The organism is Acinetobacter soli, from assembly GCF_000760595.1.
Classification (GTDB): Bacteria; Pseudomonadota; Gammaproteobacteria; order Pseudomonadales; family Moraxellaceae; genus Acinetobacter; species Acinetobacter soli.
This window is the reverse complement of record NZ_BBNM01000009.1, coordinates 21,784-46,212: the sequence shown is the minus strand read 5'-3', so window position 1 is coordinate 46,212 and position 24,429 is coordinate 21,784. Positions and strand designations below refer to the sequence as shown.

At 44.3% G+C, this 24,429-nt stretch carries 20 protein-coding genes and 2 pseudogenes; 8 read left to right on the top strand and 14 right to left on the bottom strand.

The annotated features are described in order from the left end of the window. Nucleotides 1–61: 61 nt before the first annotated feature. Both Aso01_RS11375 and Aso01_RS11370 read left to right on the top strand, forming a co-directional pair. Nucleotides 62–1,585, top strand: a complete 1,524-nt coding sequence (locus Aso01_RS11375) for a cryptochrome/photolyase family protein (RefSeq protein WP_004941175.1) — start codon at nt 62–64, stop codon at nt 1,583–1,585. 3 nt (nt 1,586–1,588) lie between these two features. Further along, the gene (locus Aso01_RS11370; RefSeq protein ID WP_081401063.1) at nt 1,589–1,750 is read left to right on the top strand and encodes a DUF2256 domain-containing protein; all 162 of its coding nucleotides are present in this window, start codon (nt 1,589–1,591) and stop codon (nt 1,748–1,750) included. 9 nt (nt 1,751–1,759) lie between these two features. Here Aso01_RS11370 and Aso01_RS11365 read toward each other — a convergent pair whose 3' ends face one another. From Aso01_RS11365 to Aso01_RS11335, 8 genes and pseudogenes are all read right to left on the bottom strand, one after another. Continuing rightward, the gene (locus Aso01_RS11365; RefSeq protein ID WP_004941177.1) at nt 1,760–2,023 is read right to left on the bottom strand and encodes a TIGR03643 family protein; all 264 of its coding nucleotides are present in this window, start codon (nt 2,021–2,023) and stop codon (nt 1,760–1,762) included. A gap of 116 nt (nt 2,024–2,139) precedes the next feature. Continuing rightward, on the bottom strand, nt 2,140–2,853 hold the full coding sequence (locus tag Aso01_RS11360; RefSeq protein ID WP_004941182.1) for a response regulator: 714 nt from the start codon (nt 2,851–2,853) through the stop codon (nt 2,140–2,142). 9 nt (nt 2,854–2,862) lie between these two features. Then, a pseudogene (locus Aso01_RS16165) lies at nt 2,863–4,323 on the bottom strand (sensor histidine kinase); the annotation flags it as partial. A gap of 56 nt (nt 4,324–4,379) precedes the next feature. Next, nucleotides 4,380–5,505: pseudogene (locus Aso01_RS16160) on the bottom strand (histidine kinase); the annotation flags it as partial. A 10-nt stretch (nt 5,506–5,515) separates the two neighbouring features. Next, nucleotides 5,516–6,145 (bottom strand): potassium-transporting ATPase subunit KdpC, encoded by a 630-nt coding sequence (gene kdpC, locus Aso01_RS11350; RefSeq protein WP_004941189.1) that lies wholly within the window; start codon nt 6,143–6,145, stop codon nt 5,516–5,518. Nucleotides 6,146–6,154: 9 nt separating this feature from the next. Then, a complete protein-coding gene (kdpB, locus tag Aso01_RS11345; protein WP_004929602.1) occupies nt 6,155–8,170 on the bottom strand; it encodes a potassium-transporting ATPase subunit KdpB in 2,016 nt (671 codons plus the stop codon). Nucleotides 8,171–8,186: 16 nt separating this feature from the next. After that, the gene (kdpA, locus tag Aso01_RS11340) at nt 8,187–9,884 is read right to left on the bottom strand and encodes a potassium-transporting ATPase subunit KdpA (RefSeq protein WP_212749827.1); all 1,698 of its coding nucleotides are present in this window, start codon (nt 9,882–9,884) and stop codon (nt 8,187–8,189) included. A 210-nt stretch (nt 9,885–10,094) separates the two neighbouring features. Further along, nucleotides 10,095–10,547, bottom strand: a complete 453-nt coding sequence (locus tag Aso01_RS11335) for an Lrp/AsnC family transcriptional regulator (protein WP_004929605.1) — start codon at nt 10,545–10,547, stop codon at nt 10,095–10,097. Between the two features lie 137 nt (nt 10,548–10,684). Between Aso01_RS11335 and Aso01_RS11330 the strand changes: the two genes are divergently transcribed. Continuing rightward, nucleotides 10,685–11,314, top strand: coding sequence for a LysE family translocator (locus Aso01_RS11330; protein ID WP_004941195.1), 630 nt, complete (start codon nt 10,685–10,687; stop codon nt 11,312–11,314). A 117-nt stretch (nt 11,315–11,431) separates the two neighbouring features. Here the strand turns inward: Aso01_RS11330 and Aso01_RS11325 are convergent, their stop codons facing one another. The 3 genes from Aso01_RS11325 to Aso01_RS11315 form a co-directional block, all read right to left on the bottom strand. Next, nucleotides 11,432–11,917, bottom strand: a complete 486-nt coding sequence (locus Aso01_RS11325; RefSeq protein WP_004941198.1) for a DUF934 domain-containing protein — start codon at nt 11,915–11,917, stop codon at nt 11,432–11,434. Continuing rightward, nucleotides 11,910–13,553, bottom strand: a complete 1,644-nt coding sequence (locus tag Aso01_RS11320) for a nitrite/sulfite reductase (RefSeq protein WP_004941201.1) — start codon at nt 13,551–13,553, stop codon at nt 11,910–11,912. The genes Aso01_RS11325 and Aso01_RS11320 overlap by 8 nt, the downstream gene beginning before the upstream one ends. 204 nt (nt 13,554–13,757) lie before the next feature. Further along, entirely contained in the window at nt 13,758–14,462 is a 705-nt protein-coding gene (locus tag Aso01_RS11315) for a hypothetical protein (RefSeq protein ID WP_004941206.1), read from the bottom strand. A gap of 85 nt (nt 14,463–14,547) precedes the next feature. Between Aso01_RS11315 and Aso01_RS11310 the strand changes: the two genes are divergently transcribed. Genes Aso01_RS11310 through Aso01_RS11295 form a run of 4 tightly spaced genes read left to right on the top strand, consistent with a single transcriptional unit; the run spans nt 14,548 to nt 17,835 of the window. Further along, the gene (locus Aso01_RS11310; protein WP_004941209.1) at nt 14,548–14,895 is read left to right on the top strand and encodes a hypothetical protein; all 348 of its coding nucleotides are present in this window, start codon (nt 14,548–14,550) and stop codon (nt 14,893–14,895) included. Nucleotides 14,896–14,900: 5 nt separating this feature from the next. After that, complete coding sequence (locus Aso01_RS11305) at nt 14,901–16,055, top strand: DUF2515 family protein (RefSeq protein WP_004941212.1); 1,155 nt, start codon at nt 14,901–14,903, stop codon at nt 16,053–16,055. Next, entirely contained in the window at nt 16,039–16,929 is an 891-nt protein-coding gene (locus Aso01_RS11300) for a hypothetical protein (RefSeq protein WP_004941213.1), read from the top strand. The genes Aso01_RS11305 and Aso01_RS11300 overlap by 17 nt, the downstream gene beginning before the upstream one ends. 24 nt (nt 16,930–16,953) lie before the next feature. Next, entirely contained in the window at nt 16,954–17,835 is an 882-nt protein-coding gene (locus tag Aso01_RS11295) for a hypothetical protein (RefSeq protein WP_004941217.1), read from the top strand. A gap of 175 nt (nt 17,836–18,010) precedes the next feature. Here Aso01_RS11295 and Aso01_RS11290 read toward each other — a convergent pair whose 3' ends face one another. The 3 genes from Aso01_RS11290 to Aso01_RS11280 form a co-directional block, all read right to left on the bottom strand. Beyond that, nucleotides 18,011–20,413 (bottom strand): glucose/quinate/shikimate family membrane-bound PQQ-dependent dehydrogenase, encoded by a 2,403-nt coding sequence (locus Aso01_RS11290; RefSeq protein ID WP_004941219.1) that lies wholly within the window; start codon nt 20,411–20,413, stop codon nt 18,011–18,013. Between the two features lie 139 nt (nt 20,414–20,552). Next, nucleotides 20,553–21,797: a carbohydrate porin gene (locus Aso01_RS11285; RefSeq protein WP_004941221.1), complete on the bottom strand. Its 1,245-nt coding sequence runs from the start codon at nt 21,795–21,797 to the stop codon at nt 20,553–20,555. A 138-nt stretch (nt 21,798–21,935) separates the two neighbouring features. Continuing rightward, on the bottom strand, nt 21,936–23,057 hold the full coding sequence (locus Aso01_RS11280; protein WP_004941223.1) for a CaiB/BaiF CoA transferase family protein: 1,122 nt from the start codon (nt 23,055–23,057) through the stop codon (nt 21,936–21,938). 180 nt (nt 23,058–23,237) lie between these two features. Here Aso01_RS11280 and Aso01_RS11275 point away from each other — a divergent pair, with 180 nt between their 5' ends. Further along, complete coding sequence (locus Aso01_RS11275; RefSeq protein WP_004941225.1) at nt 23,238–24,278, top strand: AraC family transcriptional regulator; 1,041 nt, start codon at nt 23,238–23,240, stop codon at nt 24,276–24,278. The last annotated feature ends 151 nt before the right edge of the window (nt 24,279–24,429 follow it).

The window sequence follows — 24,429 nt, the reverse complement described above, 5'->3', positions numbered from 1 at the left end:
ACAAAAAATTGATCGCCATTCTTTTAGGCTAAAACTAACTCATTTAGTTCATGGACTGCGCATGCGACTTGGTTTGATTTTGGGAGACCAGCTCAGCCAGCAACTGGCCACCTTAAAGGCTCTGGATCGTGAGCAAGACGTGATTCTGATGGCAGAAGTGGTCGATGAAGCCACTTATGTTCAGCATCATGTACAAAAAATTGCACTGTTGTTTAGTGCCATGCGCCACTTTGCCAAGGCACTTAAGCAAGATGGCTGGAAAATCCAGTATCATGTCTACGATGCCAAAAGCCCTATTCGGTCATTACTCGATTATGTAGCGCAGCAGCAAAAGCGCTTAAACGCAGAGGCGGTTGTGGTCACACACTGCGGCGAATACCGTTTACAGCAACAGATCGAGCAGGAATGGCCCAAAAAACTACAGGTGCCCGTTGAGTGCTTAGAAGATGATCGCTTTTTTTGTGGATTAAACGAGTTTCGGCACTGGGCTGCTCGCTATAAAGTCTTGCGCATGGAGTACTTTTACCGAGAGATGCGCAAAAAAACGGGTTACCTGATGCAGCACGATTCGCCCGAAGGTGGAAAATGGAACTACGATCATTCCAACCGTAAGCCATGGTCGGGTAAAACCCCACTGCCTGAACGTTTGCAGTTTAAGCGTGATACTATCGATGACGATGTGATTGCACTGGTCAAACGTGAATTCAAAGATCATTTGGGTAGCCTAGATGACTTTCGCTGGGCCACCACCCGCAGTGATGCTCAAAAAGCGTTGGCACATTTTATTGAACATATGCTCAATGATTTTGGCGATTACCAAGATGCCATGGTCTATGGAAGCGATTTTATGTTTCATAGCCTGCTATCTCCCTATCTCAATTGTGGGTTGCTTTCGCCGGAAGAAGTCTGTGAAGCGGCCGAAGCGGCTTATCATGCAGGCAAAGCCCCGCTCAATGCTGTAGAAGGTTTTATCCGGCAAATCTTGGGTTGGCGCGAATACATTCGGGGTATTTACTGGCTGAACATGCCCGATTACGCTCAAGAAAATGCGCTCAATAATACCCGTGCCTTGCCTGCCTATTACTGGACTGGAAAAACCAAAATGGCCTGTATGTCCGAGTGTATCCGCAATACGCTAGAGCATGCCTATGCGCACCATATTCAACGTCTCATGGTGACAGGCAACTTTGCACTTTTAACTGGAATAAAACCTGAAGAAATTTGTGAATGGTATCTGGCAGTGTATGCCGATGCCTATGAATGGGTCGAACTGCCCAATACACTTGGAATGGTGATGCATGCAGATGGGGGTTTGATGGCCAGTAAGCCCTATGCCGCCTCGGGAAACTATATCAACAAGATGTCTGATTACTGCAAGCACTGTCACTATAACGTTAAAACCAAAACAGACCACGACAGTTGTCCGTTTAACAGTCTGTACTGGCACTTTGTAAAGCGCCATGAAACATTTTTTCGTTCTAATGCACGCATGCACATGGTCTATCGTAGTCTAGACAAAATGCAAGATCAGGACAAAGTACTGGCGCATGCAGAACACTTACTTTCACATCTGGATCAGTTATAAGCCATGAAAAAACAACATCTTCCTGAAAAAGTTTGTGAATATTGTCAGCGCAGTTATACATGGCGTAAAAAATGGGAACGCTGCTGGGACGAAGTGCGCTATTGCTCAGAGCGCTGCAAACGTGAAGCCAAGCGTGAGCGCGCCAAGGCATCAACAGCGCACTAAATTCAAGGCTTAATGATGTTTATACTGGCGAGTGCAGTAACCACGAATTACATCGGGTGAACGCAGTTGCAAATGTTTGGTTTTGCGCCCAGTGACTCGCTCACGCCATAACTTGAAGCTGCTCGATTTCATATGCTGGCGCATCAGACGAATCACAGCCGACTCATTTAAGCCAAACTCTCGCTCAATCGCTTCAAACGGCGTGCGGTCTTCCCACGCCATTTCAATAATACGGGAAATCTCATCATCTTGATATTCACGGGTCTGGGTCACACGTTCACCATTGATATTGACTAGGGGTTGCTAAGACAACACAGCGATTTTAGTGCATCACTTTAGCGAAATGAAGGTGAAGAATTTGTGATGTCAGACGCCTTGGTCTCATCTCGTTAAGCGCTGCCAACATCACTTTGAAAGCGCAAACCAATGCCCGCAACCGTAAAAATATAATGCGGTTGTAGCGCTGAGTCGCCTAGCTTGGTTCTGAGTTTTTTGACCAAAATACGCAAATAATGCGTGTCCTCTTCATGTGTAATGCCCCAAAGCTCCGACAATATCTGCTTTTGGGTCACAATTTTACCCTGATGCCGAATGAGTAAGGCCAGTAGCTGAAACTCTTTTTTGGTGAGTACCACGTCGTCTCCAGCCAGTTTCACACTATGCTCCGCGACATCGACAAAAAGCTGTCCATCATTAAAGACCAGATTATGCTCACTTTGACTCGGCTGCTGACGAAACATCACCCGAATCCGGGCACATAATTCCTGAATACTAAATGGTTTGGTCACATAGTCATTGGCACCCGCATCGAGCAATTTAATTTTTTGCTGCTCGTCTGGACGTGCAGAGAGTACGATGACCGGAATTTGCGACCATTGCCGCATCTCTTTTAATACCTCTGCACCATCCATGTCGGGTAGGCCCAAATCTAAAATCAGCAGATCTGCCCCTTGAGAGGCCAAAATTTCCAGCCCTTTCATGCCAGTTTCAGCCACATGCACCGCATAACCCTGCGCGCGTAAGGCAATATCGAGAAATTTACGAATTTGTGGCTCATCGTCGATAATCAAAATCGAGGCCTGTGTATTAAAGCTGTGCGACATAAATCATCGTTATTCTTGGTGTTGAGGTAATCGTATTCGAATTTGGGTGCCTTGACCATACGGCCCAGCCATTGCTTCAATGCTCCCCATATGTGCTCCGATAATGGCTTTTACGATGGCAAGCCCAAGCCCAGTGCCGGTTTTACCGCGATCACCACGCTGCATGGTATAAAACATATCAAAAATTTGCTCACGCTCCTGCTCGGGAATCCCGATGCCCAGATCGATGATATCAATCTGAAACTGCTCATCGACTGCACTGATCTTCACCTGAATGGGAACAGCATCAGGTGAAAACTTGGCTGCATTTTCAAGCACATTAAATAATGCCTGTTCAATTAATGCCGGATGTACATACAAAGCGGGTAAATTCGGCGCGATGTTTGTGTCTATCTGAATATTGGGTTGATAGCGTTTTAAACGCTGGGTCGCCGAGCCTATCAACTCATCGATACTGATCCATGCACGGCTTAACGTCAGCCCCTGATGGCCCAAACGCGTCATATCGAGTAGATTTTGGATATAACGATCAAGCCGTTCGCCCTCGATGTGAATGGTGTCGAGCAGGCTGTCCCGATCTGTATCTGACAATTGCGCACTGTAATATTTTAGCGTATCTGCTGAGCCAATCATGGCGGCCAAAGGTGAACGTAAGTCATGCGATACCGACGACAAGAGCGCTGATCGCAGTTTCTCGGTTTCGGCTACCACCCGTGAGTTTTCGAGCTGAAATGACAGTAAAACCCGCGCCAGCGTTTGTGCAATATCTTCAATCATCAGTTCGGCCAAACGCTGCTGCTCAAAACTGATCACGTCTAAATCGGGATGAAAGCGCAGTGCAATCACACCATGCTCCCCCGCCAGATTGAGCGGATTAAACCACCACTCAGATTGGGTCAGGGTATTGGTAAAACGCCCACAGGGCTGACCATTTTTTTGTGTCCAGTCGGCTGCAATGTGGTCTTTATGATTTAACTGACTCCGATCACCCGCCTCAAGTTCGCCCACTCTTAACCATGCCGTGGCTTTCAGTGCACTCTCCAGATGCTGTTTAGATACACCAAGCACCTGTGCAATATCTACGCACGTCGAGAGTTTACGCTCAAGCTCTTGCAGTTGCAGCGATACACTATTGGCCACCCTTAAACTCAGTACCTGTGCGCGTAACTGATTGGCCAGACGCCCAACCAGTAAAGCCGATAAAATAAAAATCACGATGGTAATCACACCACGCTCTGCGCTAATCCTAAAGGTAAAGCGGGGTTCAATAAAAAAGTAGTTGTACAGTAAAAAACAAACGAAAACACTCAGCAAGGTCATGAGCATTCGGGCACGCATGGCCACCACCAGCACCGTCACCACAAAAATCAGTGCCAGCTCGGTATAGCCAATAAAATGATCACTGATGGCCGCGATAATAAATCCTGCCAATACAATCAAAATGCTTTCGATCAGTTCTCGTGCTTGAAAATGGGTGTACTGTTGCAGCCATGTTTGATCGGGCACAGCAGCCTGTGCCGAATACGATGTTGCTTTGAGTGGTTGTACAAAGGTAATTTCAAAGGGGTGCTGCTTGTCGAGGAGCTGATCGGCAATATGCTCGGAGCGAATACGCTCAAGAAATGTTTTTTTGGGGCTTTTTCCCAGCAAAATATTTGAGGCACCATAATCATAGGCCGCCTGCAAAATGGTTGGCGCAATCTGATGACTGTAAAGCAAATAGGTGTCGGCACCCAGTTTACGTGCCAGATTAAATGCTTTGCTCACGGCCAGACTTTGCGCCGAGGAGGTTTTGCTTTTTTGAATTGAAATTACACTCCACGTTGCATTGCGGCGCTCGGCAATGCGGTGAGCACGGCGCACCAGATCCTCAGCAAAGACAGAACCATCGATGGCCAGCATCACATGATTCTGAATCGGGACGATGCGCCCCTGCGCCACAGATTTTTCCCGATAATCAATTTCGACCTGCCCCGCCACAGTCTGAATCGCCAGATCACGCAGTGCAGTTAAATGTGCAGGTTTAAAAAAGCCCTGCAAGGCATGCGGTGCCATATCCTCTAGATAAATTTTGCCATGTTTCATGCGCTCAAGCAGTTCAGGCACAGGCAAATCGACCAAACGAATATCTTTCAATCGCTTGAGTAACGCATCGGGCACAGTTTCGGTCACGCGAATGCCGGTAATCTGATACACCACATCGTTTAGGCTTTCTAAGTGCTGAATATTGAGGGTGCTATAAACGTTGATTCCGGCATCCAGAATTTCATTGACATCTTGCCAGCGATATTCATGCCGACTGCCTGGCACATTACGATGGGCCAGTTCATCGACCAGCACAATTTCAGGCTTAATGTGAAGAATCTGGTCTAAATCCATTTCCTCAAGTTTACGGTCTTGATACTCGACCACTCGACGTGGAATCACATTTAAACCCGCAATCAACCGCGCTGTATCGGCACGACCGTGAGTTTCTACCACCCCCACAACGACCTGTTTGCCCTGCTGCATCAGCTCATGCGCCCGCGTGAGCATGGCATAGGTTTTACCCACGCCGGGTGCAGCACCTAAAAAAATGGTAAGACGCCCAGATTGCTCACGTTGCGTATGCGCCAACCAAGCATCGGCTTTTTCATTGCGGTCAATCTGCATCAGTTCTGTCCTATCGAGCGGGTTGGGTCGAGCGTTGATCCAGTGCCAGATTCAGCTTGAGTACATTCACACGCGGCTCTCCATATAGTCCAAATTGCGGCGTTTGGGTATATTGCATCACCAGTTGACGAACCTCCTGCTCACCCAAACGACGTTGCTGTGCAACGCGTTTAATCTGTAGCTGGGCAGCTTCAGGAGAAATATCCGGATCTATTCCACTGCCCGATGCGGTGATCATATCATCTGGCACCTGAGCACCACCAATCTGATTGCTTTGAGCAAAAGCAATGCTACGCTCACGAATCTGCTTTTGCAGTTGCGGATTAGATACTGCCAGATTACTTCCCGACATCCCATCGACACTGTAATTACTGGCACTCGGGCGTGGCTGAAAATAGGCTGCACTTTTAACCTGCTGCCCCACCAAGCTCGATCCTATAATTTTGCCGTCACGTTCAATCAGACTACCGTTGGCCTGTTCAGGAAAAATAAGCTGTGCAACCGAGACACTGGCTGTCGAATAGAGAGCACCCGACAGCCCAAAACCCACCACGACCAGCCCGATACTGGCTCGCCATAACGAAGTCGATGATTCCACAGCAGTTGTATTTAAATCTGGATGATTCAATAAAGTATTCATCGTTGGCTCCTAAATCCACACCGCGACCACAAGATCAATCAGTTTGATGGCAATAAACGGGAACACGACACCTCCCACGCCGTAGATCAGCATATTACGGCGTAGCAGTTGCAATGCACTGGCAGGTTTAAACTTGACGCCACGGAGTGCCAGCGGAATCAACATTGGAATAATCAAGGCATTAAAAATCAATGCCGAAATCACGGCACTTTTTGGGCTACCCAAGTGCAAAATGTTTAAAACCTCAAGCTGCGGTACCGCAACAGCAAACAAGGCCGGTAAAATCACGAAGTATTTAGAAACATCGTTGGCCAATGAAAAGGTGGTTAATGCGCCACGGGTAATCAGTTGCTGTTTACCAATTTCAACCACATCCAACAGTTTGGTTGGGTCTGAATCCAGATCGACCATGTTGCCGGCTTCTTTGGCCGCCTGAGTCCCCGAGTTCATGGCCAGCCCAATATCGGCCTGTGCCAGTGCAGGTGCATCGTTGGTACCATCGCCAACCATGGCCACCAGTTTTCCTTCGGCTTGTTCATTTCGGATACAGGCCAGCTTGTCTTCCGGTCTGGCTTCGGCAATGTAGTCGTCGACTCCCGCTTCTGCGGCAATCGCGGCTGCGGTCAGTGGGTTATCACCTGTCACCATAATGGTTTTGATGCCCATTTCGCGCAGTAAAGCAAAACGCTCTTTAATACCTTGCTTGATCACATCCGATAATTCAATCACACCTAAAATCGTATGATTGGCGGCAACCACCAGCGGCGTAGCACCCTTAGATGCCACTTGCTCTACGCGGGTTTTTAGCTCGATATTGTTGCGAATATCTTGCTCGGTGAATCCTAAAATTGCATCAAGCGCGCCTTTACGAATTTGATGACCATCGGCCAGATCGACACCGGATAAACGAGTTGCTGCACTAAACTGAATAAACGCTGCCTGTTCGGGTTCTTGTACAGTTTCGCCCATTTCTCTGGCTAAACTCACCACCGACTTCCCTTCTGGTGTCGGGTCGGCAAAAGAGGTCATCATGGCTGCCTGACGCAGTTCACTCATCCCGATACCAGTGAGCGGATAAAACGCCGTGGCCTGCCGATCGCCATAAGTAATCGTGCCTGTTTTATCTAGCAGTAACACATCAATATCACCAGCGACTTCAACCGCTTTACCCGATTTAGCCAATACATTGGCTTTTAGGGCACGGTTCATGCCGGCAATCCCGATTGCAGGTAACAAACCGCCAATGGTGGTCGGAATAAGGCAGACCAATAAAGCCACCAGTAAAACCACACTGATCTTGATGCCTACCATTGAGCCAATAAAAGGCAAGGTCACCACCACCACAATAAAGGTGATGGTCATGATATTTAATAAAATTCCCAATGCAATTTCGTTCGGCGTTTTCTGACGGTTTGCTCCTTCGACCAGTGCGATCATTTTATCGAGAAAGCTATGGCCTGCTTCATTGCTCACACGCACGACAATCTGATCGGTCAGCACTTTCGTGCCCGCAATCACACCAGAGCGATCAGTATTGGCTTCACGCAGTACAGGCGCAGATTCACCCGTCACCGCCGACTCATTAATGGTGGCAAAGCCGCGCACAATCTCACCATCGGCGGGTATAATCTCGCCCGCTTTGATCAGTACCAAATCCTCTTTTTTAAGTAGATTGGCCGATATCAGCTCAGGTGTCTGAGATGAATCAAGATCGGTGAGTTTGTTCGCCATCAGATTTTCACGTGCTTGACGCAATGATGCAGCCTGCCCGCGCCCTTTGGCTTCTGCAACTGCTTCGGCGTAGTTGGCAAATAGCACCGTGACCAGCAAGATCAGTGTCAAAAGCAAACCAAAGCCCAGACTGGTACTGCCCATAAGTGTCGCCACGACGGTAAGCACTGTACCGACCCACACACACGCCATGACCGGATTTCGAAATGCATGCTGCGGGAGCAGTTTATAAAAAGTTTGTTGAATAATTTCTTTATTCAAGATCGTCATTTTGTTCGCATGAGACGAGTTCATAATGCGTGCTCCAGCGTTAAATATGGACCGACAGATAGTCTGCGATTGGGCCTAAAACCAGTACTGGCATAAACTGCAATACCGTTAAGATCAGTACAATGCCAATCAGTGTGAGGGCAAAGGTGGGTGACTCGATATGCAATGAGCCTTTACCTTCTGTGGCTTTAGGCTTGGTGGCCAAGCTGACCGCGATTAATACAGGCACAATGAGCACGCTATAGCGGCCGGCCAATAGCGCGACACTTGCACTTAAATTCCACCACACCGTGTTGTCGCCCAGACCTTCAAAACCAGAACCGTTATTGGCAAAGGCCGAAACATATTCATAAAACACTTGGCTGATGCCGTGAAAGGCCGGATTGGAGTTGGCCGTCAATGACGGAAAAGCAATGGCGAGTGCGGTAAGCCCTAAAATGACGACGGGTTGCAGCAAGATCACAAAAGCGAGTAATTTAATTTCGGTGACTTCAATTTTTCTGCCGAAAATCTCGGGGGTACGTCCCGTCATTAATCCTGCAATGAACACTGCAAGAAGCAGGTAAATAAAGAACTGCAACACGCCACAGCCAATACCACCCCAAATGGCATTGATCAACATGTTACAGAGCTGCACCAAACCGTTTAGGGGTGAAGACGAGTCGTGCATCATGTTGACCGAGCCATTATTCACCTGCGTGGTCAAACTACTCCATAGCGCAGATGCTTCCACCCCAAAGCGGACTTCTTTACCTTCCATTTGTGCCACATTGGGCAAGAGTGAAAATTTTTCGGTCCACATCGACAACATGGTAGATGCCAACGACATCAGAAGCATGGTGCCAAAAATCATCCACATCAGTTTACGGCGCTGTACAAAGCGTCCGATCATAAACACCACAGACAATGGAATCAGTAAGATCGCCAGCATTTCAATCACGTTGGAAAACGGCGTTGGATTTTCAAGTGGCACACTGCTGTTTGGGCCATACCAGCCTCCGCCATTACTGCCCAACTGTTTGATCGCCACCATCGGCGCGACTGGCCCTAATGGAATATGCTGTGTTTTGACTTCGACACTTTGATCCAGATTTTGCACAACCGGCCCGCCCGATAATGTCGCAGGCACACCTTGCCATGTCAGCAGCAATGAAAAAACAAAAGCTAAAGGCAAAAAGAAGCGCAGTAATGGACGAATCAAATCCAGCCAGTAATTGCCAAGATTAATCTCTTGCCAATGTTGTTTGTCTTTGCTTTGAGTTTTACCCGATTGTAAGAAAAGTGCACGCAGCATAGCCGTCAGCAAGGCCAAACCAATGATCGGTGATAAAAACTGCATGCCCACAATCACGGTCATTTGTGACAAATAAGAGAGCTGTGCCTGACCCGAATAATGCTGCTGGTTGGTATTGGTTAAAAAAGAAATGGTGGTATGTAAGGCCAAATCCCATTTCATATTGGGAACATGGTCTGGATTGAGTGGAAGCCATGCCTGCGTCATGAGGATCACTACACTCACTACAAGCAACACCACGTTACTTATTACGAACGCGCCCAGATATTGCCGCCAGTTCATTCCAGTTTGCCGAACGCCGAGTGTTCGATAGAGAGGCTGTTCGATCCAACGAAACAGACGATCGCTTTTCATCGGTTTGGCTTGCATCACATCGGCAAGATAATGACCGAGCGGATAGGCCAAAATCAGCGCAAGCACAAACACGGTTATAAATTCCCACATTGCAAATGCCATCGTTTAAATACGTTGACATTAGTATGGAAATTTAACGCGTAAATTCTCTATATATCAAAAAACACAGGGCGTAAATTTTGCGTAAATTTTTTAATAACCGCTTTGATATTTCTCTTTTTAAAGCAGATTACACATCGTTTTTTGGTAGCTATCAATGCGAATTCATCGATCAACTCAAATGAAGACCACATAACCTGACTAAATAGGATACAAACGATCGGTAACCACATTTTTCATGACCATGGTCGAAATTAAACGCTGTACATTCGGCATAGCTGAAAGGCGCTCATCGTAGAGTTTTTGAAAACTCAGCAAATCCTTAGTTACCACATGCAGCATGTAATCAGGATCTCCAAAGAGGCGCTGCGCCTGCACAATTTGTGGAATCTCGATCACCGCTTCTTCAAATGCGCTCACCGAGGCTTTGTCACCATCGCGTAGCGTGACAAACACAATGGTGGCAAATTGTAATCCAATCAGTGCAGGTTCAAGCTGGGCACGGTACCCCCGAATTACACCCGATTCTTCGAGTGCGCGTACACGACGATGGCACGGCGACAGGCTCAAACCAATTTTTTCAGCCAGCTCGGTCAAGGATAATCGTCCATTTTGCTGAAGTTCCGCAAGAATCTTCTTATCTATCTTATCCATTTAGAAGAAACTCTCCTTTTTATCATTTTTTGAGCAAGTCTTTAACAGCACATTCTAATCTGTTCTGGCTATGCTTTTCTACATACCGTTACGCTCTTATACGCCCGCTTGTACTTATTCAATTTAGGAAGATGACAATGAATACGAATACCTTGCTGACATTTTGGGGTGTTTCCGCGTTGTTTATTTTAACTCCCGGCGCCGATTGGGCTTATGCCATCACAGCGGGGATCCGTGGACGAGTGGTGATTCCTGCTGTGTTTGGACTGCTGCTCGGGCATGCATTGAGTACACTCCTTGTCGCCACAGGCATTGGTGCGATTGTGAATGGTTCACCTCTATTGCTTCAGGTATTAACAGCAGCAGGCGCACTGTATTTACTCTGGCTCGGAGTCGGCTTACTCAAAAATCCCGCTGAGCTTCGTCATTCTTCCGCGTTACTCACTACCACGAGTCAGACACGGCACTGGTTGGTTAAAGGTCTGTGCATTAGCGGGTTAAATCCGAAAGTATTTTTATTGTTTTTTGCTTTGCTGCCACAATTTATAGATTTATCTTCTGGTTTTACTGTTACAACCCAAATTTTAGTGCTGGGGATGATTCATCTGGCAACATGTAGCGTGATTTATTATGCGGTGGGTATTGGTTCTCATGCACTGCTCAAAACCCGGCCATATGCGGCACAGCGTATCAGCCAAGTTTCGGGTACATTGATGATCATCATTGCGAGCTTACTTTTAATCGATCAATCTCATCATTTGGTTTAAATTAGCTGATATAGAACGCGCCACTCACATACACCATGATCTGATTTAAATGGCCCGAACACATTTGTCAGCAATTAAAAAAGCGGGCTTAAGCCCGCTTTTTTAATGTCAACTGGTTTAAGCCCCAGTTTGATAGTCGGCCTGAGGAACGGCTGTAGAAGCCTGATACGGTTGACGGAAGTCATTTAAGCCCGCAGCAGCTTCCTGAATGTCTTTGCCTTCTTTAATGACAAACGTATCAAAGCCAGAACGTTTTAAGTAGTTCAGTACATCTTTGAAAATATCACCGACTGCACGTAGTTCACCTTGATAACCCTGACGGCGCAACAATGCAGCAAATGAATAACCACGGCCATCATTGAAACCTGCAAACTCAATAAAAATCGCATCGAGCTGATCCAGCGGAAATTGATGCGTTTCTGGTGAGTCATTCACCGTGATGTATAGCGCTTTTTTGCCTTGGATCGCGGTAAGTTGATCCAGTTGTGCAGTGGTCACCACCACATCCCCTGCCGGAATCACACCGTCTTCGGCAATCGGTTGATAGGTGTTATCTGCAATGCTGCCGTCTTTAGCAAGCACCTGTAATGCTGGATTAAGCATATGCGCGCTCCTTAAAAGGTTGAATGCCAACACGGCGATAGGTATCAATAAAACGTTCTTGATCCTGACGTAAATCCAGATAGGTATTTAAAATTTCTTCTACCACATCAGGTACGGCATCGGCTGCAAATGATGGCCCCAAGATGTCGCCAATCGAAGCATCGTGATCTGCGTTACCGCCGAGCGTGATCTGGTAAAATTCTGCGCCTTTTTTATCTACGCCTAAAATACCAATATTACCGACATGGTGATGACCGCAGGCATTCATACAGCCTGAAATATTCAGATCAAGCTCACCCAAGTTATAGATGGTATCGAGATCTTCAAAACGACGCGTAATGGCTTCTGAAATTGGAATCGATTTCGCATTTGCCAATGAACAGAAATCACCCCCCGGACAGCAAATAATGTCGGTCAGGAAGCCAATATGCGCACGGGCCATATTGTGCTGCTCAAGCGTTTGCCACAAGGCAAACAAATCTTTTTGAGGCACATCGACCAGTGAAATATTTTGTTCGTGTGTGGTACGTAGCTCACCAAAGGTATATTGGTCTGCCAGATCCGCAATCAAATTCATTTCTTCTGTGGTCATATCGCCTGGCGCAACCCCTGCACGCTTCAAGCTAATGTTTACAATACGATAGCCTTTGACTTTATGGGCATTGGTATTGATGTTGTACCACTGCTTGAATTTTGGATGCTCGGCAAACACTGTACTGAAATCTTCGTCGTTCAACGCTTGATAAGTAAATGGTGTGAACACCTGATCCAGTTTATTTAACACTTCAGGCTGAATTTTTAAAGATTCGCGGATTTGTGCAAACTCGGCTTCTACTTTCTCAGCAAATACCGCAGGTGTTAAAGCTTTGACCAAAATTTTGATACGTGCTTTATATTTGTTATCACGACGGCCGTGTAAGTTGTATACGCGAAGGACGGCATCTAAATAGGCAATGAGGTCTTCACGTGGTAAAAACTCACGAATGACACTTCCAATAATTGGGGTACGGCCTAAACCACCACCTACTTTAATTTTATAGCCGATCTCACCTGCATCGTTTTTGACAATATAGACACCAATGTCATGAAACGACGTTGCAGCACGATCTTTCTCTTCAAGTGCAGACACCGCAATTTTGAATTTACGTGGTAAAAACGCAAATTCTGGATGGAATGTACTCCACTGACGAATCAATTCACAGGTCGGGCGCGGATCGGCAATTTCACCTGCAACAACACCCGCATACTGATCTGTAGTGGTATTACGAATACAGTTACCACTGGTTTGAATGGCATGCATTTGTACTGTAGCAAGCTCTGCCAATATATCGGGTACATTTTCAAGTGCTGGCCAGTTCAACTGAATATTTTGACGCGTAGAAACGTGTGCATATCCACGGTCATATTCTTTTGAAATTTCTGCAATTTTGCGTAATTGTTTTGAATTCATCAAGCCATACGGCACCGCGATACGCAGCATCGGTGCATAACGCTGTACGTAAAGACCATTTTGCAAACGCAATGGACGGTATTCATCTTCGGTGAGCTTTCCAGCTAAGTAGCGTTCGGTTTGATCACGGAACTGAGCAACGCGTTCATTAATCAACTGTTGATCGAAATCAGTATATAAATACATGGCGTATGGCTAGTAGATTCATTATAAAGGCGTCTAGCATAACGAGCTTTGATTCATCAACAAAATGCTTTTTTTGGATATTTAATAACGGTTTTATTGATAAGAGTACTGTGCGGTTTTACATCTCATCTTAAGTACACACTCTTGCGATGAATCTTTTTATCGTAAATCTTTTTGTTCGGGCTATAAGCTAAATGACCTGTCTTATATCGATACGCTAGCTGGTGTAATTTCTTTGAATTCAATATCTAAATCTGAAATTTGAGTATTGGGAATATGACCTATTAAATAATCCTCTTTTGTTTGAAAAAAGAAATCAAAACTTTGACTCATCCATGAATCTTGTCGACTTTGTTTTTTAAAAATTGGACATAAATAGCGAAGATAATAATGCACCCACTCTATTTGCGTGGAAAATGTAGTGAAGTCTCTTAAATTTTGTTGTAGTTGTTGTAAATCGTAATGAATTTTCTCAATATTGGGGTCAAATAGCCAAACAATAATCTCCATCGATTCTACAGTGCTCATTATATAGGGTTGACTGGATTCAAATCTTTGAGTGATATAAAGCTGAGCGCCTTTTTCTGAATAACTCGAATGAAGTAACTTTGTATTTTCAACCTGATCGTGATTTGAACCAATCTCTAACTCTCTGATTTCTCTGGATACATTCAAGCATAGAGGTAATTTATCTAAATTTTGATTTGCAATACTTTTAAAGAGTTCAACCGCTCTATGTATGACAATATCTTCTCCAGCTCCAGTAATTATCCCATTTTCCCACATTCGAATTTTGGTCGCGTGAATTGAACGAAATCGTAATTCATCTGAGTTTTCGACTACAACTTTCTTATTGTCTGCTGCAACAATAATGCTATCATTTAATTGAATCGCGATGATAAATGTCATTTTCTACTCGAAAATACTGATTTATTTTTCTTATATTAGTCCACATTGGGCTATTTTTATAAATTAATAAAAAATAGGTAAAGCTATGGCAGGTGGTTCTCAAATCATCATTAATAAAAATGGTATCACCATTATTACACCTTCAAAGTTTGAGGCTAAAGCTGGCCAGCATCTGTTTCAACAGGGTTCAGAAGTTGGAGTGGATATTCAAGGTTTGCCTTCATTTGAACCTTACAACGAAAAATTTAAATTAACTTTACCATCTGGTGAAGAAATGTCAGATGTGGAATATCGTGTTTCCAGTCAAGAACAAAGTTTTGTCTCTACAACAGATCGAAAAGGCTTATCAAAACGTATTAATACTCCAGCGGAAGAAAATTTGCGTGTTGATTTAAACTGGATTTCTTTAGAAGTTGAAGACGAAGGAGATTAAAGCGAATGGGAACTTTGAATTGGGAAGGAAATACCAACACCCAAGAAAACAGCTGCAAAACCCTTCAATGCGATTGCTTAACCTTCTGGGAAATCCACCAACAAGTAGCAATAAAACGTGTTTCTAACTTAAAAGATAAAAATAAAAATTTATATAAATTAGAACCTGGATATGAAGCGAGAGCACGGCGAATCGCCTCCGTTTATGCAAAGATTTATCTTGAGCAAGAGATACATGGCAATAAGCAGTTGATTGGTCGTTACTATTGGATGGGGCTTGGCGCATTTGCTTCAAAAACAGTCGCTGCAATTTTTAAACATGGATTAACAACATGGGGTTATAAATGGTTTCCTATTGGTCTAGTACGAGATCCTATTCACTCTTTTGCCAAAGGCAATTTATGGTTATTTATGGACATTGCACCTTGGCACTATGCTTGGAGCATGTCGCCAGCCACGTTTCAAAGCTGTAAAAAACTAAGAAATGTTTCTCAATTTACCCATATTAAATCTCAAGTTTATAATATTCCTTGGTCAGGCTGTTTACCGATCATTGAGCAGTTAAAGTGCACCAATGAAATAATAGATGCATTTGGGTATCTGCCCAAAATAGAGGCTATTTTTAAGAGAAAAGGAACAAGTAGACAGGAAAATTTTAAAGTATCAAAAGGTATTTTATTCAAGCATTTGATGGCGATCGCTGTGCAAGAACAATTCAACATTTTGCAAAAATTAGTCTGGAATGACTGGAAAGTAGAAAAACAAGCCATCTTTCAACGTGTTACAAGACTACCAGATAGTACCTTAGTGCTTTCAAGCGATTACTGTGCTGGGGCAGTTAAATCCGTCAGAGTGTCTCAAACTATTTTGCCAAGTACATACAATATGCAAAGCATGAAACGAGTCTACCAAGGACGCCATAATGGTGTAATTGATGAATTACCCGAGTCGGTCTATAGCGAACCATTACCGCATACAAAAGTTGAAAATTATGATAGCCGTATGGAATGGATTAATGAGGCTGCAAAGAAATACCATCGATTAATGCTCAATGAGCATGGTCGTTCTTTTTTAGAAAAGGAACTGGGAATTATTGCAGGCTGGGGCAACAGTCAAGCAGATTTTAAAGTGGACAAGGACAGTAATGATGGAAAGATTTAATCGAATTATTTGTTTCATTATAAGTTTACTCATCAGTTTACTTGTCACTGCTTGTCAACCAGATCCCAAAAAACTAGAGAAAAATTCCATGAATCAACCGTCTTATTCTTTACATTTCGGCCCACAAGGATTTAAAGATTTTGCTCAGCATCAGCTTAACCGTTCCGAAAGCCATCCCTCTGGCGCAGGATTTAAAACGTTAAAGTTTACACCACCAGACTTAGGAAAGATCAGGATTGAAAACGGTGGAAATAGTTTGATGATTGATCACGTCTTTTCTGTTTTAGGCACTTCATTTAATCCAGAAGATGGGATTCAGGGTCTTGATATTGATACAGGCCTCAACAAAGAAGAGTTTGTAACGCCCGAACAGGCTTATCAAGGTTATGTCGAATTAATGAAACGAATCAATCAGGCTGGATGGAAAAATTATTTTATAAAAAGTATGCCGCGCATCGCAAAAGAAGATAATCTTCGATATTTAATGGAATCTGGTTATGTTATCGACCCTAGTTATATCTTCAGTTACGAAGAGTGGCAAAAAATTATAAGTGAAAGCGTTGGAAACTCGATTGGATATCGTCTATATGCCAAGGGTATTCTTTTGAACCTTGATATTGATCAAACTAAAAAAACAGAAGATGGTAAAGAGCAATATATCGTTCGCTATGCATTGGAAACCATTCGGTATGATGAAAGAAACTCTATTCCTAATGGTTACGAAATCACCTCAAAAGAGCTAGAGCAAGCATTTAAACAACAGCTTTTACAAAACCAGAATGCTAGAGAAATGGCTGAAAAAGAGGCCATTGAAAATGGCTATCGAATCGATCAGGATTATGTTGATCCAGATGTTTGGCCTTTTGTGAAATAATTAATTTTCAGTGATGAGAATGCCATGAGTACAAATCGAATCTGTTATCTCACTTTTGTGCTCTTTGGTTTACTTCTATGCGCCTGCCAACCCACTTTAGATGAATCCAATAAAAATTTCGTCCATCAACCGCCTTATTCTTTACATTTCGGCCCACAAGGATTTAAAGATTTTGCTCAGCATCAGCTTAGCCGTTCCGAAAGCCACCCTTCTGGCGCAGGATTTAAAGAATTAGATTTTATTCCCCCAAACTTAGGAAAGATCAAGATTGAAAATGGTGTCAATAGCTTGGTGATTGATCACGTCTTTTCCGTTTTAGGCACTTCATTTAATCCAGAAGATGGGATTCAAAAACTTCGCATTAACTCAGGTTTGAATAAAGAAGAGTTTGTAACGCCCGAACACGCTTACCAAGGTTATGTCGAATTAATGAAACGAATCAATCAGGCTGGATGGAAAAATTATTTTATAAAAGGTACACCGCGCATCGCAAAAGAAAATAATCTTCGATATTTAATGGAATCGGGTTATGTTATCGATCCTGGTTATATCTTTAGTTACGAAGAGTGGCAAAAAATTATAAGTAAAAGCGTTGGAAACTCGATTGGATATCGTCTATATACCAATGGTATTTTTGTCAGCATTAGATTAAAACAAACTAAAAAAACAGAAGACGGTAAAGAACAATATATCGTTCGCTATGCGTTTGAAACTATTCGCTATGCCGAAAGAAATATGATATCAGATGCTTACAAAATGACCCCACAAGAGCTAGAGCAAGCATTTAAACAAGAAGTTTTACGAGCTAAAAAGTCCAGAGAAATGGACGAAAAAGAGGCCATTGAAAATGGTTATCGAATCGATCAGGATTATGTTGATCCAGATGTCTGGCCTTTTGTGAAATAATCGTAATACTAAGCTTATTGCCTTTTTTTAGTTTAATGAACTCTTATCATTATTTTACTCTAATGAGCTTTAACCCATAATCAGTTAGTTTATTCACCCAACATTGAAAATAAAAAAGGTGTACTCGCCGAAGCGAATACACCTTTCTTTGCAAATCAGATTGAAATCTTAGCTTTTAGTTAGGCAATGCATAGGCCACAAGATAGTCACCCATCTTGGTTCCGAATGAACCATGACCACCAGCCATGATCACGATATATTGCTTACCGTTGATTTCATAGGTCATTGGCGTTGCTTGTCCACCGGCTGGTAAACGCGCTTCCCATAATTTTTCACCATTGCTAACATTAAATGCACGGATGTAGTTGTCTTGTGTTGCGGCAACAAACATCACGTTTCCAGCAGTTGAAATCGTTCCACCCAAACCAGGTACACCAATTTTCAAAGGTGGTAACTGGAATAGATTTGGTAAGCTGTCACGGATGGTTCCGATACGCTTTTTCCAAACCACTTCATGGGTATTCAAATCGACACCTGCCACATAACCCCAGCCTGGTTGCTTACACGGCAAACCAAATGGAGAAAGGAAAGCACTGATTTCAACACCATACGGCGTACCGTACATTGGCTGAATACCATGCTCCGTGCCGGCACCTTTGGCTTTTTGTGGACGGTTTGGATCCATCGGGATCAAACGGCTCACAAATGGAAGTGCCAATGGATTCATGACTGCAACCTGACGATCTTGGTTGACCGACATACCGCCCCATTCAAATACACCAAGGTTACCCGGGAATACCAAAGTACCGTTTTCAGATGGTGGCGTATAAATGCCATCATAATTCAAGCGTTTAAATGATACACGACACATTAACTGGTCAAACATCGTGGCACCCCACATTTGTTTGTCGGTCAATTTGTCTTTTGGCGCAAGGTTCAACTCAGAGAAAGGTTGAGTTGCAGAATAACGTTCACCTTTAGTTTGTGGACCACGCTGAACCGTTTGTGGTACAGGTTTTTCAGTCACGGGTACAATCGGCTTACCATTACGACGGTCAAGTACAAACACGTTACCAGTTTTGGTCAACACATAAATCGCAGGAATCGTTTCGCCCGATTTTACTTTAACATCCATCAATGATGGCTGTGACGGTACGTCCATATCCCACAAATCGTGATGTGTGGTCTGGAAATTCCAGACAATTTGACCTGTTGTTGCATTAATGGCCAACATCGAGTTTGCATAACGCTCTTTTAACTCAGAACGGTCGCCACCCCAGATATCTGGTGTGCCGACACCTGTTGGTACATAAACGATATCGAGTTTTGGATCGTATGCCAACGGTGCCCATGCATTCGGTGAGTTATTGACAAACTCTTCAGGATGCTCAGGAATCGCGTTCGGATTTTTTGAACCTGTGTCAAACGCCCAAACCAACTTACCTGTATTTACGTCATAACCACGTAATACACCTGATGGTTCTTTGGTCGAGAAGTTGTCAGTCACAGAACCAGCCATCACAATGGTGGTACCCGATACAATGCCTGGTGAAGTTGGGTTATAACCACCCGGATAGGCGTATGGCATTGATTTTTGTAAATCAATTTCACCATTTACACCAAAGTCTGTACATTTTTTACCGGTGTCTGCATTTACTGCAACCAAACGGCCGTCATTTACAGGCAAAATCACTTTACGTGGACACTCAGCCGATACTGTCGGTTGCTTCGCCTTTAAGCTGGTTGCAAACTCGGTGGTATTGTTGGCATCGTAGTACATCACGCCACGGCAGGTTAAGTGCTGGAAGGTTTTATCCGCTTTAAGTTTCGGATCAAAACGCCATTTTTCTTTACCTGTCGCAGGATCAAGTGCAATCAACCACTGGTGTGTGGTACACATATACATGTTGTTGCCAATTTTGATTGGCGTGACTTGGTTGGTGGTTTCGCCAGAATCGCCCTCTTTTTTGAGATCGCCTGTACGGAAAGTCCATGCCACTTTCAAGTCTTTCACGTTTTGATCATTGATCTGAGTCAAAGGTGAATAACGCACACCGCCTTGGGTACGACCATACGCAGGCCAATCGGCAGGATCAACACCTTCAACTGCTTGTGCAGTTTTAGGTTGTTCAGTCTTGATCACACCATTGATTTCTTGCGGATCGTTAAAAATGGCATAAACCATCACGACGATTGCAATTGCAAGCGTCGACGATAGCGCAATTTTGCCCGATTTGGCATTGTCCATGCCACGGCTGATCGCTGGAATTAAAATCCAAAGACCCAATACACCCAGAATGTCTAAACGTGGTGCCAAAGCCCAGAAATCTGTTCCAGCTTCCCACACACCCCATATAGTTGTGCCGAGCATTAATGCGGCATACAACCAATATGAAGCTGTTGAACGCTTGCGTAATAGCCATGCAAAAACCAGTAATGCAAGACCCGCGATCACGTAATAAATTGACCCACCGAGTACAGTGAGCCAGATACCTCCAACGAGCAGGAATAGGCCAATCACCGCAGCTATCACTACGGTCAAGGTTCGTAATCCTGAATTTGAAGATGGTTGAGACATAATACCACCTCGAATAAATTGTTTTTTTAATCTGTTATAGGAAGTATATGAGGGGCATATACTTCGTATAACGACTGAATTTCTGCTGAGTCACAACGATATTGCGTCTCAACAGAAATTTGGTTAATACAATTTCAAATTAAAATACTGTCTGGAATTTGATGCCGCCAACCCAAGCATTATTTCCATCTTTGATTGCACCGACATGACGTACATATTGTACGTTTGGTCGAATCGTTAACCAATTTGCAGCATGAATACCGTAGTAAAGCTCTGCATTGTATTCATTATCGAAACCGTCGATTTCTTTATGAATACGGGCAAAACCAAGTGCAATTTCATCTTTTGGACGCGAATCGAAGGCGCCAATGTAGCTGAGCGCGATGTTTTGCACATCACTGATTGCATTCGTTTTGTCATCAAAGAATGCGGCATTTGCCCAAATCGACAAGCCGCGTTCTGTATTGCCCTGATGAGCAGTCACTTGTTGTCTTACCGTGATCCAGCCACCTTGTTTGTGACCGGTTTCAGCAAGTGCATTACCTTGATCGTCCAGTTTATTGGCATCAGCAGTACTATAATAATAGCCCGCGCGATACTCACCTTTCAATTGGTTTGCACCGAGTTTTGGTGTCCAGACAAGCTCTGCCGGAATTAAGGCACCGTGTGAGCCATCTGTACTTAAATTAAAGCCTTTACTGCGCTTTAAGTTTTCAGGATTATATTCGAATACGCCCACTTGTGCATAGACTTCAGGGGTCACTTGGTATTTTACACGTGCCGCCCATTGGCTAACAGGCCAATTGTACCACTGATCGCCGGCCCAGTTGCCCATTTGTGAACCACACAGTGCAAGGTTTTGAAAATCACAGGCAAAGCTGTTGAAATCTTCAGCTTCACCAAAACGACCGACTTTCACATCCAATGCTTGATCAAAAAATTTCTTTTTGATCCACAAATCTGTCAAACGCCAAGTTTGACCGCGTCCCCAAACTTCCTGAACCGAACTCACCTGTCCTGCTAGCGCAGGCGCTGTATTGGTCAGGTTTCGACCATCACGATAGGTCAGGGTAATTTGTGCTTCGGTATCTTGCCAACCCAAAAGCTTTTGTAAATCAAAGTGGGTGCCGAGTGCCAGTTGGCCTGAATATTCTGTACCGTGGCTTGAAGTATCTTTAGAATCCAGTACGGTCGCCACTTCCCCAGTGTACCCCATGCTGAAGTCATAGCCTTTTTGTTGTAATTCGGTACGTTTGCCGTTCCAGTCCCCTAGCATCCATGGGCTTGATGAATCAAACGCAGAAGCGGCTACAGCTTGTTGCGTCCAGATACTCAGTGATAACACTGAGAGACAAGAAACAGCGAATGTTGTCCCTAATTTCATTGTTACGTAACCTTTTATGTGGTTGTGTGAGATTGTGTTACGAATTATTTTAATCAATCGCCCATCAAAAAAGTAACTTTTGCTTCATTTTTTACAACTTTTATGAAAAAAAACTAACAAGTGGTCATTTTTGGTGCTTCAATCCCAGCGACCAGCCCCCAAAGTCTGCCCGGTAAACCGATACTGAGCCTCAGAACGTGAAAATTTAATTGGGCAGGCCAGTTGTCGTTCGACCTTTTCTGAATCCGATGCCAAAGGCACCTCAACTGACCAATTTCGCTCAACGGCCAATTCTGAATTTAAGGCTTCTTCTAAATATAAAACGGGCTCGGCACAAACATCCAGCGAAGCAAAAATCTCTCGCCATTGCTCCCAAGTTTTACTTTTTATTTTATCTTTTAATGCCGCTTTAACCGCGAGACGATCGTCATCGAGAAACGATGCAGCTTTTTGCGCCAGAATCGGTAAGTCCAAAGCCACCGCCAGCGCCTGTATAAATTGCGGCTCTAGCCCGCCAATCGAGAAGTATCGTCCATCAGCGGTTTCATAATAGTCATAAAAGCTGCCTCCATTGAGGACCTCACTTTCTGCACGGGATGGCTCCTCTGCTGCCAATGTCGCTGCGGCACTCATGGCATTTAGCCCAGCAGCACAGTCGGTCATTGAAATATCGACATGCTGACCTAGCCCACTTTTTGACCGTTCAATCACGGCAGTTAAAATGCCAATCACGGCGTGCAATGAGCCGCCGGCCACATCGGCAATTTGTATGCCCATTGGGGGTGGCCCCGATGCCTTACGTCCCCCATATCCAGCAATACCAGATAACGCCACATAGTTAATGTCATGTCCGGCACGATCCCGATATGTTCCAGTTTGCCCATAGCCGGTAATTGAGCAGTAAATTAAAGCCGGATTGAGCGTACTTAAGGTTGCATAATCTAACCCCAAACGCGTCATGACGCCGGGCCGAAATTGTTCAACGACAATATCAACCTCCTGAATTTTGGCGTAAATTTTCTCGATACTTGCACGGTCTTTTAAATCTAACGTAATCGATTGTTTATTTCGATTTAGGTAACTGTGTGCTGTGGCCTGCCCATTGGCATACGGTGGCATAATTCGAACCAAATCTGGACGTGTCGGTGACTCAATATGTATGACATCTGCACCTAAATCTGCTAAATATAAGGTGGCAAATGGTCCGGGCAATAACGTTGAAAAATCCAGAACGCGCAGTCCAGCTAATGGGGTATTCATGATCTTGTTATCACTCTTTTTGACTATTTTACTTCATCATAAAAATGTAAAACAAAGGACACAATGTCATGTTCAGCCATTTACCTTGATCATTTCGGCAATTTAACATAAAGAAAATGATTTACCAGTGTTGTAAATCGCCAATCCAATATTTTTTAAAGTCATTTAGGCCAACTGCAAGTGAACATCAAAGAGACCGAAGGATTAAACGTAAACCGCGATACCATTAGTATCCACTTTGTGAATGCGGCGTTAACAGGCGTAAAACGCCTAGGCATGGATGTCGAAACCTTACTGTCCCACGTTGGAATCGAGGCAGAATTATTACGCCAGCCTAAAGCCCGTATTTCCCCAGAACAATACACACGCTTTATCAAAATGCTGTGGATGGTCACTCAAGATGAGCATGTCGGTTTTGATGTGCAGCCGCGTCGTCTGGGAACCTTTGCCATTATGTGCCAACTGATTATTCATGCCAAAACTCTCGGCCAAGCGCTTGAGCTATCGTCTCAGTTTTATAAACTTTTTGGCGATGAATGGTCGGTGACGCTTGAACGCGACAAACACGAAGCACGTCTGGTGCCTCTTATTCCCAAAACACTCGATCCCGATCATTTTATTACCGAGAGTATGCTGATGATCTGGCACGGTCTGGCATCATGGCTGATCGAACGTCGCCTGCCGTTAGAACGCGTCCACTTTAGCTATCCGCGTCCGGCACATGCAGACGAATACGATGCACTGTTTTTTGCACCGGTCATGCAGTTTGATGCTCCACGCACCGAAATTACGTTTGCTGCGGATTATCTGGATTTACCTATTCGCCAAGACGAAAAAACCCTTGAAGAGTTTTTAAAGGCCGCCCCTGCACAGCTCCTGATCAAGTTTAAAAATACCAATTCGCTTACCTCTCGGATTCGTGAGGTGCTCAAGAGCCAAATTGGCGAAGAAATGCTGACACTCAATGATGTGGCCTCGATGCTATATCTGTCGCCACAAACCTTACGTCGTCGTCTGGCAGCCGAAGGCAAGAGCTATCAGGGGGTTAAAGATGCGTTACGTCGTGACGCCGCAATTCATTTGCTGCTCAATCCAGATTTGACGCTTGAAGATGTCGCACAACAAGTCGGCTTTAGTGAAACCAGTACCTTCCACCGTGCATTTAAAAAATGGACTGGAGTTACACCGGGTCTGTATCGTCAGTTGCACGGCTATCATTAAGAAGTCACTGAGCATTCTGTCTCTTCAAACGTCTGGATTAATCCAGACGTTTTTTTATGGCGTTGGCAAAAACCATCACTGACCAGATGACCTTCTCGTCATTGTCTTGCAGGTAAAATCCATTACACTGCAAAACATAACAATATTGACG

Bases quoted from the DNA above. Each gene is read 5' to 3' on its own strand.
- Aso01_RS11375 (WP_004941175.1), top strand. From the start codon at position 62: ATGCGACTTGGTTTGATTTTGGGAGACCAGCTCAGCCAGCAACTGGCC.
- Aso01_RS11370 (WP_081401063.1), top strand. From the start codon at position 1,589: ATGAAAAAACAACATCTTCCTGAAAAAGTTTGTGAATATTGTCAGCGC.
- Aso01_RS11360 (WP_004941182.1), bottom strand. From the start codon at position 2,853: ATGTCGCACAGCTTTAATACACAGGCCTCGATTTTGATTATCGACGAT.
- kdpC (WP_004941189.1), bottom strand. From the start codon at position 6,145: ATGAATACTTTATTGAATCATCCAGATTTAAATACAACTGCTGTGGAA.
- kdpB (WP_004929602.1), bottom strand. From the start codon at position 8,170: ATGAACTCGTCTCATGCGAACAAAATGACGATCTTGAATAAAGAAATT.
- kdpA (WP_212749827.1), bottom strand. From the start codon at position 9,884: ATGTGGGAATTTATAACCGTGTTTGTGCTTGCGCTGATTTTGGCCTAT.
- Aso01_RS11335 (WP_004929605.1), bottom strand. From the start codon at position 10,547: ATGGATAAGATAGATAAGAAGATTCTTGCGGAACTTCAGCAAAATGGA.
- Aso01_RS11330 (WP_004941195.1), top strand. From the start codon at position 10,685: ATGAATACGAATACCTTGCTGACATTTTGGGGTGTTTCCGCGTTGTTT.
- Aso01_RS11325 (WP_004941198.1), bottom strand. From the start codon at position 11,917: ATGCTTAATCCAGCATTACAGGTGCTTGCTAAAGACGGCAGCATTGCA.
- Aso01_RS11320 (WP_004941201.1), bottom strand. From the start codon at position 13,553: ATGTATTTATATACTGATTTCGATCAACAGTTGATTAATGAACGCGTT.
- Aso01_RS11315 (WP_004941206.1), bottom strand. From the start codon at position 14,462: ATGACATTTATCATCGCGATTCAATTAAATGATAGCATTATTGTTGCA.
- Aso01_RS11310 (WP_004941209.1), top strand. From the start codon at position 14,548: ATGGCAGGTGGTTCTCAAATCATCATTAATAAAAATGGTATCACCATT.
- Aso01_RS11305 (WP_004941212.1), top strand. From the start codon at position 14,901: ATGGGAACTTTGAATTGGGAAGGAAATACCAACACCCAAGAAAACAGC.
- Aso01_RS11300 (WP_004941213.1), top strand. From the start codon at position 16,039: ATGATGGAAAGATTTAATCGAATTATTTGTTTCATTATAAGTTTACTC.
- Aso01_RS11295 (WP_004941217.1), top strand. From the start codon at position 16,954: ATGAGTACAAATCGAATCTGTTATCTCACTTTTGTGCTCTTTGGTTTA.
- Aso01_RS11290 (WP_004941219.1), bottom strand. From the start codon at position 20,413: ATGTCTCAACCATCTTCAAATTCAGGATTACGAACCTTGACCGTAGTG.
- Aso01_RS11285 (WP_004941221.1), bottom strand. From the start codon at position 21,797: ATGAAATTAGGGACAACATTCGCTGTTTCTTGTCTCTCAGTGTTATCA.
- Aso01_RS11280 (WP_004941223.1), bottom strand. From the start codon at position 23,057: ATGAATACCCCATTAGCTGGACTGCGCGTTCTGGATTTTTCAACGTTA.